Origin of the sequence: Desulfovibrio oxyclinae DSM 11498, assembly GCF_000375485.1 — a bacterium.
GTDB classification, from domain to species: domain Bacteria; phylum Desulfobacterota; class Desulfovibrionia; order Desulfovibrionales; family Desulfovibrionaceae; genus Pseudodesulfovibrio; species Pseudodesulfovibrio oxyclinae.
This window is the reverse complement of record NZ_AQXE01000008.1, coordinates 128,134-141,911: the sequence shown is the minus strand read 5'-3', so window position 1 is coordinate 141,911 and position 13,778 is coordinate 128,134. Positions and strand designations below refer to the sequence as shown.

At 63.1% G+C, this 13,778-nt stretch carries 14 protein-coding genes; 13 read left to right on the top strand and 1 reads right to left on the bottom strand.

What is annotated here, in order from left to right; translation table 11 throughout:
* Window positions 1-144 precede the first annotated feature (144 nt).
* The 13 genes from B149_RS18865 (at window position 145) to B149_RS0110225 (ending at window position 12,707) form a co-directional block, all read left to right on the top strand.
* Window positions 145-1,290, top strand: coding sequence for an NADH-quinone oxidoreductase subunit D (locus tag B149_RS18865; protein WP_026167563.1), 1,146 nt, complete (start codon window positions 145-147; stop codon window positions 1,288-1,290).
* Window positions 1,287-2,270, top strand: coding sequence for an NADH-quinone oxidoreductase subunit NuoH (gene nuoH / locus B149_RS0110280; RefSeq protein WP_018125108.1), 984 nt, complete (start codon window positions 1,287-1,289; stop codon window positions 2,268-2,270). Before B149_RS18865 ends, nuoH begins: the two co-directional genes overlap by 4 nt.
* Window positions 2,271-2,278: 8 nt before the next feature.
* A complete protein-coding gene (locus B149_RS16965) occupies window positions 2,279-2,893 on the top strand; it encodes a 4Fe-4S binding protein (RefSeq protein WP_018125107.1) in 615 nt (204 codons plus the stop codon).
* Window positions 2,894-3,394: an NADH-quinone oxidoreductase subunit J family protein gene (locus B149_RS0110270; RefSeq protein WP_018125106.1), complete on the top strand. Its 501-nt coding sequence runs from the start codon at window positions 2,894-2,896 to the stop codon at window positions 3,392-3,394.
* On the top strand, window positions 3,391-3,699 hold the full coding sequence (gene nuoK / locus B149_RS0110265; protein ID WP_018125105.1) for an NADH-quinone oxidoreductase subunit NuoK: 309 nt from the start codon (window positions 3,391-3,393) through the stop codon (window positions 3,697-3,699). Before B149_RS0110270 ends, nuoK begins: the two co-directional genes overlap by 4 nt.
* A 4-nt stretch (window positions 3,700-3,703) precedes the next feature.
* Window positions 3,704-5,188, top strand: coding sequence for a monovalent cation/H+ antiporter subunit D family protein (locus tag B149_RS0110260; protein ID WP_018125104.1), 1,485 nt, complete (start codon window positions 3,704-3,706; stop codon window positions 5,186-5,188).
* A 1-nt stretch (window position 5,189) separates the two neighbouring features.
* The gene (locus tag B149_RS0110255) at window positions 5,190-5,453 is read left to right on the top strand and encodes a PIN domain-containing protein (protein WP_018125103.1); all 264 of its coding nucleotides are present in this window, start codon (window positions 5,190-5,192) and stop codon (window positions 5,451-5,453) included.
* Entirely contained in the window at window positions 5,440-7,275 is a 1,836-nt protein-coding gene (locus B149_RS0110250) for a Na(+)/H(+) antiporter subunit D (protein ID WP_018125102.1), read from the top strand. The genes B149_RS0110255 and B149_RS0110250 overlap by 14 nt, the downstream gene beginning before the upstream one ends.
* A 13-nt stretch (window positions 7,276-7,288) precedes the next feature.
* A complete protein-coding gene (locus B149_RS0110245) occupies window positions 7,289-8,833 on the top strand; it encodes a complex I subunit 4 family protein (protein WP_018125101.1) in 1,545 nt (514 codons plus the stop codon).
* Between the two features lie 12 nt (window positions 8,834-8,845).
* Window positions 8,846-10,270 carry an NADH-quinone oxidoreductase subunit N gene (locus tag B149_RS0110240; RefSeq protein ID WP_018125100.1) on the top strand — a complete coding sequence of 475 codons (1,425 nt, stop codon included), beginning with the start codon at window positions 8,846-8,848 and terminating at the stop codon, window positions 10,268-10,270.
* A gap of 49 nt (window positions 10,271-10,319) precedes the next feature.
* Entirely contained in the window at window positions 10,320-10,859 is a 540-nt protein-coding gene (locus tag B149_RS0110235; RefSeq protein ID WP_018125099.1) for a 4Fe-4S dicluster domain-containing protein, read from the top strand.
* Window positions 10,860-10,883: 24 nt separating this feature from the next.
* Window positions 10,884-12,008 carry a sulfite exporter TauE/SafE family protein gene (locus tag B149_RS0110230; protein ID WP_018125098.1) on the top strand — a complete coding sequence of 375 codons (1,125 nt, stop codon included), beginning with the start codon at window positions 10,884-10,886 and terminating at the stop codon, window positions 12,006-12,008.
* A gap of 60 nt (window positions 12,009-12,068) precedes the next feature.
* The gene (locus B149_RS0110225) at window positions 12,069-12,707 is read left to right on the top strand and encodes a hypothetical protein (protein ID WP_018125097.1); all 639 of its coding nucleotides are present in this window, start codon (window positions 12,069-12,071) and stop codon (window positions 12,705-12,707) included.
* 23 nt (window positions 12,708-12,730) lie between these two features.
* On the opposite strand, the gene B149_RS0110220 is transcribed toward B149_RS0110225, so the two are convergent.
* Window positions 12,731-13,777, bottom strand: coding sequence for a protein-tyrosine phosphatase family protein (locus B149_RS0110220; RefSeq protein ID WP_018125096.1), 1,047 nt, complete (start codon window positions 13,775-13,777; stop codon window positions 12,731-12,733).
* Window position 13,778: the final 1 nt, after the last annotated feature.

The window sequence follows — 13,778 nt, the reverse complement described above, 5'->3', positions numbered from 1 at the left end:
TGCTGTCAGAAGATCATTGAGACCGACGGCGACCACCTGCTCTGCAACTGCGGCATGAACCTCGGCTATGACGAACTGGCCGAAGAGATCCGCTGCGCCCCGGAGTTTCGTGAAGAGACGCACCCCGAGGCCAAACGCCTCGACGTGGAAGACGGCGACTTCTACACCCGCAACTTCGAAGAGGGCACCGAAGACCGCCTCATCCTGAACATGGGGCCGCAGCACCCGTCCACCCACGGCGTGCTTCGCGTGGTCCTCGAACTCGACGGCGAATACGTCATGCGCGCAGAACCGGTCCTCGGCTACGTCCACCGCATGCACGAGAAGATGGGCGAGATAAAGCAGTGGCACCAGTATCTGCCCAACATGGGCCGGGTGGACTACCTGCACGCCCTCGCCTGGAACGAGGCCTACTGTCAGGCCGTGGAAAAGCTCGCGGACATGGAGCTGCCCCGCCGGGCGCAGGTCATCCGCGTCATCGCCTCCGAGCTCAACCGCATCACCTCCCACCTGCTGTGGTGGGGCGCGTATCTGCTGGACCTCGGCGCGTTCACGCCCATCATGTACGGCTTCGAGGACCGGGAACGGATCATGGATCTGCTCCAGAAGGTCACCGGATCCCGCCTGACCTACTGCTACTACCGCTTCGGCGGCGTCAGCCACGACTTTCCCAACGAACTCATCCCCGAAACGCGGGAAATCCTCAACATCCTTCGTGAGCGGCTGCCCATGTTCAAGGCGCTGGTCACGGACAACGTCATCCTCCGCAAACGCGTGGAGGACATCGGCATCATCGACGACTCCATGTGCCTGCGCTACGGGGCCAGCGGCCCGGTCCTGCGCGGCTCCGGAGTGGCCTGCGACGTGCGCCGGTCCGACCCGTACTCCGTCTACCCCGAGTTGGACTTCGAGGTTCCGGCATACGGCGGACAGGACGCCTTCGCACGCTATCTGGTGCGCATGGACGAGATCGAACAGAGCATTCACATCGTGGAACAGGCCCTGGACATGCTCCCGGGGTGCGACGACGGCCATATAATGAAAAAGGCTCCCAAGCCGGGCTTCAAGCCCCCGACCGGCGAAGCTTACGGCTGCGTGGAGGGCGGACGCGGGCGCATCGGCGTCTACGTTGCCAGCGACGGTACCAACACCCCCTACCGGGTGAAGCTGCGCGCGCCGAGTTTCAGCAACCTAAGCCTTTTTGCCGAGTGCGCCTCGGGCGTGCTCCTGGCCGACGCCGTGTCCATACTGGGCAGCCTTGACCTCGTCATCCCGGAGATCGACCGATGAACGCCGTAATGCAATCCATACCGGAACCGGCGCTGAGACTCGCTCTCGGCCTGATGGTCTTCGCGAGCTTCATCGCCCTGAATGCGCTGGTGCTCGTGTATCTCGAAAGAAAGGTGGCTGGCCACATTCAGCGGCGGCCCGGACCGTTCGAGGTCGGCCCGCACGGCATCCTCACTCCCGTGTGCGACGCGCTCAAGCTCGTGGGCAAACAGCTCACCAGCCCGAGCGGTTCGGACCGCCTCCTTTTCTGGACGGCCCCGATCCTGTCTTTTGCGCCGATCTTCCTGCTGTTCCTGCCCATCGAGTTCGGACCGGGGCTCTACGCCCTCAAGTTCGACCTCGGGCTGCTGCTGATCCTCGCCTTCGCTGGATTCAACGTGCTGGCGCTGTGTCTGGCGGGCTGGGGTTCCAACAACAAGTGGTCGCTGCTGGGCGCCGCGCGCGCCGTGGCCCAGTCCGTCGCTTACGAGATTCCTCTGCTGTTGACGGTACTGGCGGTGGTCTTCATGTCCGGCTCGCTGGACATGGGCCAGCTCGTATCCTCGCAGGGACCGTGGCCGTGGCAGTGGAACGCCGCAGTGCAGCCGCTGGCATTCGTGATCTTCTTTACCTGCGCGGTGGCCGAGACCAACCGCGCCCCCTTCGACATGCCGGAGGCCGAGTCCGAGCTCACCGCCGGCTTCCACACCGAGTATTCGGGCATGGGCTTCGGCCTGTTCTTCCTCGCCGAGTACGCCGAGATGATCGTGGTCTGCTCCGTGGCGACCGCGCTGTTCCTCGGCGGCTGGCAGGGACCGTTCGCGCCCGGACCGTGGTGGTTCCTGCTCAAGATGTACGCGCTCCTGCTGGTCATGATGTGGTTCCGCTGGACCTACCCCCGCGTGCGCTTCGACCAGGTGCTCAACATCTGTTGGAAATGGTTCATCCCGCTGGCCCTGGCGAACCTGTTCGTCACCGCCGTAGTGGTCAAGGTTTTCTAGGAGGCACCGTGAACGACCGGACACACATGCAGCAAGCCAAACGGATGCCCGCACCGCCTGAAGGGCTCGCGGGCCGCCTGAAGGAAACGGCCAAGGGGCTCTGGAGCCTCGTGGTGGGCCTCGGCGTCACCGGGCGCGTGTTCACGCAGAAGCAGGACACCGTCCACTACCCGCGCGTCACCGTCCCCGAAACCGCCCTTGAAGGCTACCGGGGACACATCGAGCTCGTCTCCAAGGACGAAGACCCGCACACCGCGCGCTGCATCATGTGCATGCGCTGCGTCAAGGTCTGCCCTTCGGGCTGCATCACCATCAAATCCAAAAAGATCGAGCATGTCGAACACAAGGAGCAGGACCCGGACCCCAACACCCATCACAACGGGGGTCTGCAGCCGCTTCCCAAGCAGTCGGTTCCCCGCCCGGGCAAGGGCAAGCGCGAACTGACCAAGTTCCAGCTCGACTACTCGCTATGCAGCCTCTGCGGCCTGTGCGTGCAGACCTGCCCCGCGAGCTCGCTGCGGCATTCCAAGCACGTTTACTGGGCCGGATTCGAGCGCAAGGATTTCACTCTCGACCTCCTCGACCGCATGCACAGGCAGGCCGAGGCAAAGGAGGAAAGCTAGATGACGGCTGACATCGCGGCAAAAGTCCTCTTCGGCCTCTACGCGCTGGTGATCCTCGCCGGAAGCGCGCTGGCGGTTTCATCGGCAAGCCTCGTCAGGGCCATGATCGGACTGATCATGACGCTGTTCGGCGTGGCCGGCATGTATCTGCTCATGAACGCCCCCTTCCTGGCCATGATGCAGGTGCTCATCTACGTGGGCGCCGTGGCGGTCCTGATTTTCTTCGCCATCATGCTCACCCGTGGCGACGACGCGGGCTCACCCGGAGTGGGGCTGCCCATGGGCCTCGGCGCGGCAGTGCTGCCCACGGCGATCATCGCTACGGTCATCAGTNAGTCCACCCTGCAGACCACGGCGGTTCCCGTGGAGCTGCCCCTTTCCACCGTGGGTACCGTGCTCATGAACGAATACGTGCTGGCCTTCGAGCTCATCTCGGTGGTGCTCTTCGTGGCCATGGCGGGCGCGGTAGTACTCGGATTCGAAAAAAGGAGGCCCAGATGAGCGCCCTCACCGCATATCATCTTGTGGCCCTGGTTCTTTTGGCCTTCGGCGTCTTCGGCTTCGTACGTCGGAAAAGCCTCGTGGGGATGCTTATCAGCGTGGAGCTGATGCTCAACGGCGCAGGCCTTTCCATCGCGGCATCCGGCCAGCTCACGGACGCGGATGCCGCGATGGCTCAACTCTCTTCCCTGCTGGTCATGGGGCTGGCGGCCGCGGAAGCCACGCTGGCGCTCGCCATCATTCTGGTGGTCGCCAAACGCTTCGGCTCCAGCGGCACGGAAGACGTCACGGAACTGAAGGGGTAACGGCATGATGCAGTTCATCAACACTCCCAGCGTCCTGATCCCGCTCGCCGTGACCTTTGTGGCGCCGCTTCTCGTCTGGCTGCTCAGGCACGACCAGAACAAGCGCGAGGCAGTGAGCTTTGCCGCTGCGGCTTCGGCGTTCCTGTCCGTGCTTTCCTTTGCCCCGGGCGTGCTGGACGGCAACATCTACGTGTACACGCTGTTCACCATCCTGCCGGGCATCACGGTCAAGTTCACCTTCGACGGGCTGGCGATGATCTTCGGACTTATCGCCCCGTTCCTGTGGTTCCTGGTCACCGCCTACAACATCGGCTACATGCGCAGCCTCGACGAGCACGCGCAGACCCGGTACTACTTCTGCTTCGCCGTCGCCATCTTCGGCGCCCTCGGCGTGGCCACCGCGGCCAACGTGTTCACGCTCTATCTCTTCTACGAGATCATCTCGCTCTTCACCTACCCGCTGGTCGCCCACCACGAGGACGACGAGGCCTTCGCCGGAGCGCGCAAGTACTTCGTCTACCTCATGGGTACCTCCAAGCTGTTCCTGCTGCCCGCCATGGTGCTGACCTACGTGCTGGCCGGAACGCTGGACTTCAACCTCGGCGGCCTCGTGAACGGCGTGTTCCCGGCGGACGCGAATCCGACCCTCGTGACCCTGACCTACGTGCTCTACGTGGCGGGACTCGCCAAGGCGGCCATCATGCCGCTGCACAACTGGCTGCCCTCGGCCATGGTCGCGCCCACTCCGGTCTCCGCACTGCTGCACGCGGTGGCGGTGGTCAAGGCGGGCGTGTTCTCCATGAGCCGCATCATGCTCTCGCTCTTCGGCGTGGAAACACTGGACCGCCTGTTCCTCGGCATCCCGACGGCATACCTCGCGGCCTTCACCATTGTGGCGGCCTCGATCATCGCGCTGACCAAAGACGACATCAAGGCGCGGCTGGCATACTCCACGGTGAGCCAGCTCTCCTACATCATCATCGGCGTGGCCATGCTGACCCCGGCCGCAGTGCAGGGCGGGCTGATGCACATCGCTCACCACGCCTTCAGCAAGATCACCCTCTTCATGGGCGCGGGCGCCATCTACGTGGCCGCGCACATCAAGAAGATCAGCCTCATGAACGGGCTGGGCCGCCGCATGCCGTGGACCTTCGGCGCCTTCGCGGTGGCAAGCCTGAGCATGATCGGCGTGCCGCCGGTCTGCGGGTTCGTGAGCAAGTGGTACATGGCGCAGGGCGCGGTCACCATTCACCACTGGTGGCTGCTCGGCGCGCTGCTGGCCTCCACGATTCTCAACGCCGGATACTTCGGTCCCATCATCCTGCGGGCGTTCTTCCGGGCACCCGATCCCGGCGCGAACATGGAGCAGTATTCCGAAGCCCCGGCCATCATGGTGATCCCCCTCATGATCACCTCCGCCATCTCGGTACTTCTCGGGCTGTATCCCGAGACGTTCCTGAACTTCATCCACACCTTCAAGGGGTTCTAGCATGTTCAGGGAATCACTCGGCAAATGGCTCTACACGCAGCGCAACAAGTCGGACGGCTGGTTCTGGGCGCTGCTGGCATTCCTCGGCTTTCTGGTGCTGGGCAACGTCTTCGTGAGGCCGCACCATCCGCACTTCGGGCTGGACGCCTACCCCGGATTCTGGGCCATCTTCGGATTCGGCGGCGCGGTGATCATGGTCTTCGTACTCAAGAAATTCGTCGCACCGCTGCTGGCAAGGGAGGAGGACTGCTATGACCGCGACTAACAGCTTTCTCGCCCACCCGGCGCTCTACTTCCTGCTGGCCTCGTTCGCGGTGCCCTTCATTCCGGGCAGGCTGCTCAAGTGGCTGCTGCCGTTGCCCGCCGTGCTGGCCGTCCTCTCCGTGATCGGCCTCGACCACGGCACCAGCGGCGTGTTCCAGTGGCTGGACACCGACCTGACCCTGTTCCGCGTGGACCAGCTTTCCGTGGTCTTCGCGCATGTCTTCGCCATTCAGGGCGTCATCGCGCTGATCTTCGCCATGCACATCAAGGACAAGGGTCAGCACATGGCCGCGCTGGCCTACGTGGGCGGCGGGTTCGGCTGCCTGTTCGCGGGCGACTATCTGACGCTCTTCATTTTCTGGGAAATCATGTCCGTCGCATCCACCATGCTGGTGTGGCTCAACCGTTCCGACCGTTCGGTGCGCGCGGGCTTCCGCTACTTCATGTTCCACACCCTCGGCGGGCTGTTCATGCTGGCCGGCCTGCTCCTGCGCTGGGGCCATCTCGGCACGCTGGCCTTCACGCCCGTGGATCCCACCGGAGCCATGTATTACGACTGGCTGATCATGATCGGCTTCTGCGTCAACGCGGCCGTGGTGCCCCTGCATGCATGGCTGCCCGACGCCTACCCCGAAGCCACGGTCACCGGCGCGGTCTTCATGAGCGCCTACACCACCAAGACCGCGGTGTACGTTCTGGCCCGGGCCTTCGCCGGGTTCGAGGTGCTGGCCATCGCCGGAACGGTCATGTGCGTCTACGGCGTCTTTTACGCGACCATCGAGAACAACGCCCGCCGCATCCTCGGTTATCACATCGTCTCGCAGGTGGGATACATGGTGGCGGGCATCGGCATCGGCACGGCCATGACGGTCAACGGGGCCAGCGCCCACGCCTATGCGCACATCCTCTACAAGGGGCTGCTGTTCATGGGCGCAGGCTGCCTGCTCTATTCCGCAGGGACTGCCAAACTCACGGAACTGGGCGGCCTCGTAAAGCGGCTGCCGCTGGTCTTCGTTTTCTACATGGTGGCCGCGGTCTCCATTTCGGGAATGCCCTTCTTCAACGGCTTCGTATCCAAGACCATGACCATCACCGGCGCGGCAGAAGCACACCGCACCTGGCTGGCGCTCGGCATGGAACTGGCCGCAGTGGGTACGTTCCTCTCGGTGGGACTGAAGCTGCCGTACTTCGCGTTCTTCTCCAAGGACGACAACCCGCAGCGTGAACTCAAGCCCATTCCCGTGAACATGTACGTGGCCATGGGCATCGGCTCGGTGCTCTGCTTCTTTACCGGCATCTACCCGGACTTTCTGTACAACCTGCTGCCGATTCAGGAAGGCATCGCCGCATACAGCCCCTACATCACCCACGTGGCCGAAGCCATCGAGCATCCGTACGTGCCCTACACCACCTGGCATGTGCTGCAGGCCTTCATGATCCTCGGCTTCACGGGCCTCGGCTTCTGGGCCATGCGCCGCATCGTGGTCCCCCACGCTCAGCGCAACGTGGACTTTGAATGGTTCTATATCCTCGGCGGCAAGGCGTTTCTGGCCATCTTCTCCCGCACTTTCGCATGGATCGACAGCCGTTGGAGCGAAGTCTACCGCACCCTGGGCCTGCGCGGCCTCGTGGGGACGGCGGACGGCTCCGCAAAGTTCGACCGTGTCGGCATCGACGGCGCCGTGGACGGCACGGCGCGCGGCGTGGCGGGAATCGGCTCGGCACTGACCCGAATCCAGACCGGAAGGCTCCAGTCGTACGCATCGGCCGCGCTCGTGGCCGCGTTCGTCATCGGCGCACTGGCCTTCGTACTGGTGAAATAGGAAGGAGAACGAGATGATGCACTACCCTGTCCTGAGCGTTCTGATCTTCTTCCCGCTGGCGGCGGCGTTCCTGCTCATGGTGCTGCCGCTGACCGAAGACGCCGTGCGCCGCTACACCTTCGCGGTGGGCATCGCGGAGTGCCTGCTGGCCCTGCCGCTGCTCACGGGATTCCAGCTCGGCGAAGCCGGGTTCCAGTTTGCCGAAAAAGCCGTCTGGGTACCCCAGTGGGATCTGGCATATTCGCTGGCGGTGGACGGCATCAGCCTGCTCATGGTCATCCTGAGCGTGGCCCTGCTACCGCTGTGCGTGCTCTGCTCGTGGACCTACGTGGGCAAGCGGCTCAAAGAGTTCCACATCTGCCTGCTGCTCATGACCACGGCCTGCGTGGGCGTGTTCACGGCCATGGATCTGGTGCTCTTCTACATCTTCTGGGAAGCCATGCTCATCCCCATGTACCTGCTCATCGCGGTCTGGGGCGGTCCGGAACGGCGTTACGCGTCCATCAAGTTCTTCCTGTACACACTTGCGGGCTCCACGCTGCTGCTGGCGGCCGTGGTGGGCCTGTTCCATCAGGGCGGCACCTTCAGCATTCCGCAGCTCATGCAGACCGACTTCCCCATGGGCTTCCAGACGTGGGTCTTCCTGTTCATGGCGCTGGCATTCGCCATCAAGGTGCCCATGTTCCCGTTCCATACGTGGCTTCCGGCCGCGCACGTGCAGGCCCCTTCGGCCGGTTCCGTGCTGCTGGCATCGGTGCTGCTGAAGATGGGGACCTACGGATTCCTTCGCTTCTGCCTGCCCATGTGCCCCGACGCGTCGCTGTACTTTGCGCCCATGATGATCGCCCTTTCACTGGCCTCCATCATCTACGGCGGGCTCGTTGCGCTCGGGCAGACCGACATCAAGAAGCTCATCGCCTATTCGTCCGTGGCCCACATGGGCTTCGTGACGCTTGGAATCTTCCTTTTCAACGCACGCGGGGCCGAGGGCGCGGTCATGGTCATGCTGAACCACGGCATCGTGACCGGGGCGCTCTTCATGATGATCGGCGCCATCTACGAACGCAGCCACAGCCGCGAACTCTCCGACCATCTCGGCATGGGCAAATACCTGCCCGCATACATGGGCCTGTTCGGGCTGTTCGCGGTCTCGTCCTTCGGGTTCCCGGGGCTGAACAGCTTCGTGGGCGAGGCGCTGGTGCTCATCGGGGCATTCGAGGCCAAGGTCTCCATCGGCATGCTGGCGATTCCCGGCGCCATGCTCGCGGCGGCCTACATGCTGCGGCTGGGCATCAAGATGGCCTGGGGCCGTCCGGCATCGCCCAGGGATAAGGGCTGGAGCGACCTCAACACCCGCGAATGGGCCTACCTGCTGCCGCTGGCGGTGCTCGTGGTCTACATCGGGCTCGCTCCGGGACTGACGCTGAGCGTCATCAGCCCCTCCACCGGCAAGATGATCGACGATTTCCACGCGCGCACGACCGTTGTCGCGGAAACGCCGGAACATGAAGCACCTGCCACGGTCGCGGCAAACACGCTGTCCGGCGCAGAACAATAACGGGGGAACGAGATGAATTTCGACATCATGCTTGTACTGCCGGAACTGGCGCTGCTTCTGGTTGCGGCGGCGCTGTTCGTCCGCTCCATCGCGGCCCCGGCCTCCACGTCTCCCAGAGCCGGTTGGCTCCCGACCGCCTCGATTGCGGTGCTGGCGGTGAGCCTGTTCTCGCTCGGCGCACGCGGCGAGATGTTCCACGGCACCTACGTGGTGGACGGGCTTTCCCAGCTGTTCAAGGCAGCCATTGCGGCGGGCTTCCTCATCACCTCGCTCTTCACTCCCGAAGCACGCGGCGTGGATGAAGACAAACGCGATGACTATCTGATGTTCCTTGCCTTCTCGGCCTGGGGGCTGATGCTTCTTTCGTCCGCCGCCGAGCTGATGACGCTGTATGTGGCCATGGAGATTTCCTCCTACAGCCTGTACGCCGTCATTCCCCTGCGGGCCGGAAACCGCAACGCCGCCGAGTCCGGCATCAAGTACATCATGTTCGGGGCCATGGCCACGGCGCTGGCCCTGTTCGGATATTCATACATCCTCGCGGCACACGGAACCGCCTACATCTCGCAGCTTGCGGGACTGGACTGGAGCTTTGCCGGGAACCCCACCGCCATGATCGGACTGATCCTGTTCCTGTGCGGCGTGCTGTTCAAGCTGGCGCTGTTCCCGTTCCACTTCTGGGCTCCGGACGTGTACGAGGGTACCGGAAACGAAACTGCGGCCTTTGCCGCAACTCTCCCCAAGCTGGGCGCCGCCGCCGTGCTGGTGCGACTGGCCGCCCTGCTGAAACCCGATATGGAGATAACCTTCCTGCTGGCGCTGTTCGCCGCCGTGTCCATGACACTCGGCAACCTCTCGGCGCTGGTGCAGAAGGACCTCAAGCGAATGCTCGGATACTCCGGCATCGCCCACGCCGGCTACCTGGTCATCGGGCTGGCTGCGGGCACCGCCGAAGGTCTCGGAGCCATGAGCTTCTATGCCGTTGTCTATCTGCTCATGAACATGGCCTGCTTCTGGGTGGTCTGCCACCTGCGCTGCGACGGGCGCAACCCGGTCTACGCGGATCTGGACGGCCTGAGCCGACGCGCCCCGGCGATGGCACTGGTCCTTGCCGTATCCGCTTTTGCGCTGGTGGGGCTACCTCCCACGGCAGGCTTCATGGGCAAGCTTTTCCTGCTCACGAGCGCGTGGAACCACGGGTACGCGTGGCTGGTCATCGTAGCGGTGGTGAACACCGCACTGGCCATCTACTACTACCTCGGCCTGTTCCGACATGCGTACACGGCGGAATCCGCCGACAGTACGCCGCTTCGCGACAGGAGCTGGATGGGTGTCGTCGCCGGCACGGCCATGGCTGCGGCCATCCTCGTGCTGGGCGCGTTGCCCGGCGGACTGTACAGCATGGCAGTCGAAGCCGGGACCGGCCTGCTGCCCTAACAATTAGGCCGGGTCGGTCTCTACCGGCCGGTATTCAGGAGGATAACCAATGGCTGACTTCGTAATAACCTTCAATCAGGACCGTTGCATAAACTGCTACGCCTGCGAGACCCACTGCAAGGCCAAGAATCACGTGCCCGAGGGCGCGCGTCTGGGCCAGCTTATTTCCGTGGGTCCTGTGAACCGGGGCGGCAAGCCCCGCATTCTCAACATGTACATGACCTGTTTCCACTGTGCGCAGCCGTGGTGCGTGGGCGCGTGCCCCACGGGTGCCATGATGCGTCGCGAAGACGGCATCGTATACGTGGATCAGGATCTTTGCGTGGGATGCAAGGCATGCATCCAGGCCTGTCCGTGGCGCATTCCCCAGTGGGATTCGCTGCAGGGAAAGGTGGTCAAGTGCGACTACTGCCGCGACCGCATAGATCGCGGCCAGAAGCCCGCTTGCGTGGATGCCTGTTGCGGCCACGCGCTGGAGTTCAAGGAAGCCAACGACGCATCGGCCGACGCCAGGCGGTCCTATGCGGAAAAGGCGCTTTTGAAAACGAATGACCCGCACGCGGTATTTGCCGCTGCAAGAAAAGCCTAACAACCTTTTGAGAGGAGGGAACTCATGTCCAAACACCGCAATGTACTCATTGTGCTCGCTGCTTTCGCAGCGGTACTGCTGATCCAGGAGTCGGCCCTTGCCGCACGTCTTGGTGAGGCGATCAACGAAGCCGTGGCCTCCGGGTCCATGGACGCAGGCGCCGACAAAGGCTACCTCGGCATCCCCGGCGCTCCGGAACTCACCTGGTGGTGGGGCCTCATCTGGGCAATCTGGGTAGGCTGGATTTTCTCCACCGTCGGCGCGTTCGGCGGCATCATGGCCGGTGTCGGTCACATCACCATCTACGGTCTGGGCGACTACGCCAAGAGCTTCGGCAAGACCATGAAGATCAACAAGGTGGTCACCGACTCCATCCGCGTATCCAACCAGTGGCTCGTCGGCTGCTCCGCCGGTCTGTCCTCCTTCAACTACTGGAAGATGGGCCGCCTCGTGCTGCCGCTGGGCATCGCGCTCGCCATCGGCTCCGTGGCCGGTTCCTGGCTCGTCCCGGCGCTGACCGCCGGCAAGATCAGCCTGAAGGCCTACATCGGCTACTTCGGCCTGTTCGTGCTCTTCCTGGGCTGCTACCTGTTCTACGAAACCACTCCGGCGGGACAGGCCAGCAAGAAGGCCGCCAAAGAAGCTGCCAAGAAGTTTCAGGATTCCGTCGCCTCCGGTGAAGCCACCGCGGACATGGGCGTCAAGGTTCAGACCTTCACCCCGACCAAGTGCATCTTCACCTTCTTCGGCGTCGAATTCTCCTTCAACCCGCTCATCCCGGTTGTCGGTGGCTTCGTCATCGCGGCCCTGGCCTCCTTCCTCGGTGTCGGCGGCGGCTTCCTGCTGGTGCCGTTCCTGACCTCCGTGGCAGGCCTGCCCATGTACCTCGTCGCAGGCACCTCCGCCGCGGCCGTGTTCATCGGCATGATCAACTCCATCGCCTCCTACATGCTGCTGCGCGGCACTCCGGTGGAATGGTCCCTGATCGGCGCCGAGCTCGTGGGTATCGTGATCGGCTCCCTCATCGGCCCCCGTACCTCCAAGTACATCCCGGACGTGTGGCTGAAGCGCCTGTTCGTGGTGCTGGCCGTCTACGTCGGCATGCGCTACACCCTCAAGGGCTTCTTCGACATCGCCCTGTGGCCGTAAGCCTGAACTGAACAAAAACGGGGGCCGCCTCGGCGGCCCCCGACCAAGAACGGAGCGACAATGGGAATCTTCGAATCCCTCAATATTTTTCTGGACCCGTATTTCATCTGGATCTTCCGCCTGCCGGAGACTCCGTGGATCGGGTTCGCCCTGGGCGTGGCCTTCCTCTGCCTGCTGACCACGGTCATCGGCGAGCTGTCCATGGCCGGAATCTACTTCTTCAACAAGGAGCATTTCGCAGAGCACAACCGCGAAATGGTGCGGCACAACAACATGTCGCTGCGCTCCCTGCTCGTGAAGAACAAGGAAGGCTTCAAAGCGCTCAACAAGCGCGCCAACGACGAGTTCGGCAAAAACTTCTTTTCCCGCATCGCACTGTTCGGCGCATCGCTCTGGCCCGCCTTCTTCATCATGGGCTGGCTCGACTTCCGCTTCGCCGAAGTGGACTTCACCGTCCCGTGGGTCGGTCTTGTGGGACCGGGTTTCTTCTTCGTGCCCGCCTACATCGTGACCCGCATCCTGTTCGAAAAGAACAAGAAGCGCATCCCCCTGTTCCGCAGCATCGCCCGCAAGGTTGCTGAAAACGAGGAAACCGATGAAGAACTCATGGGCTTCAAGGAAATGGAACAGGAAGCCCAGGCCATGAACGCACGGGTAACCGACTCAAAGAAAAACGAAGAAGCCGAAGTGACGGGATAGTGCTTGAGGGCTCTGCCTGACTGCTAGACGCAGCCGGTGGAGCCCATCATGAGCGTGAAGAACCGCTCGATGTATTTGCCCGAGATGACCTCGGAGAGAGGAAATTCGGGCTGCGTCTCCAAAAATTCGCCGGTAAGGGCGAACCAGATGTCGGCCGAGAGCTCGTTGAGCCTCGGCTGAATCTTTTCCCAGAGCCGTTCGCTGGCTTCGCCTTCCAGTCCGTAGACGCGACACAGCACGGGTCTGTGTTCATACAGGCGACAGCCCTGCTCGCCCCACAACGGACACTTGGCCCCCACATCCGCCATGCAGACCTTTGCCCCGCGCTGCCGCCTGAGGGCCGAACGCTCCTTGCGCGAGACCTCCACCGCTCGGTCGATCAGCTCAAGCCGTGTGGCGCTTGAGAGCACGGTGTTCCGAGCTCTGGCAAGGGCCACCGCCTCCACGAAACAAAGATGAATGGGAATGCTGGAACAGCCGTCGTGATCCTTGCCGCAACGGCTGATTCCGGCTTCCTCCACGGTCTGCTCGATCTGCGCGACCAGTTCCAGATAATCCTTGATAAACGGGCCAAGGTCCACGGTCCGGCTGAACTCCAGCGAGGGTTCGCGGCAGGTGAGTTGCCCAGTTTCCTTGCCGTAATTTCGCACGGCGCGCCACTGAGTGAAGTTGGCCGGACCGCCGTGAACGCCCTTGAGCCGTCGTCCCGCCAGCTTGTGGCCGAGTCCGCGCCGCAAGAGGTAGGAGTTGAGCACGGTCCCGGTGCGCCCCACGCCGTGACGACAGTGGATGTAGACCTTCTTGCCGAGATAGAGCGCCTCGTCGAGCCATGCCAGCGCCTTTTCCAGTTCCTTGAGGGCAGGAGCCTCTTCGTCGGGAACCGGCAGGTAGTAGACTTCAAAGCCGTACTTTTCCTCGATGCCCTTGAGATCGGGAAACTCGCCGCAAAGATTCAGTATCGCCGAGATGCCCTGATCACGCAGCCACTTCAGGGCGGTGGCGGATGCCGGCGCAGGTCCGGCGGCCAGATAGTCCGTGACCCATGCGACGGGTTCCTTGCGGCCAAACATG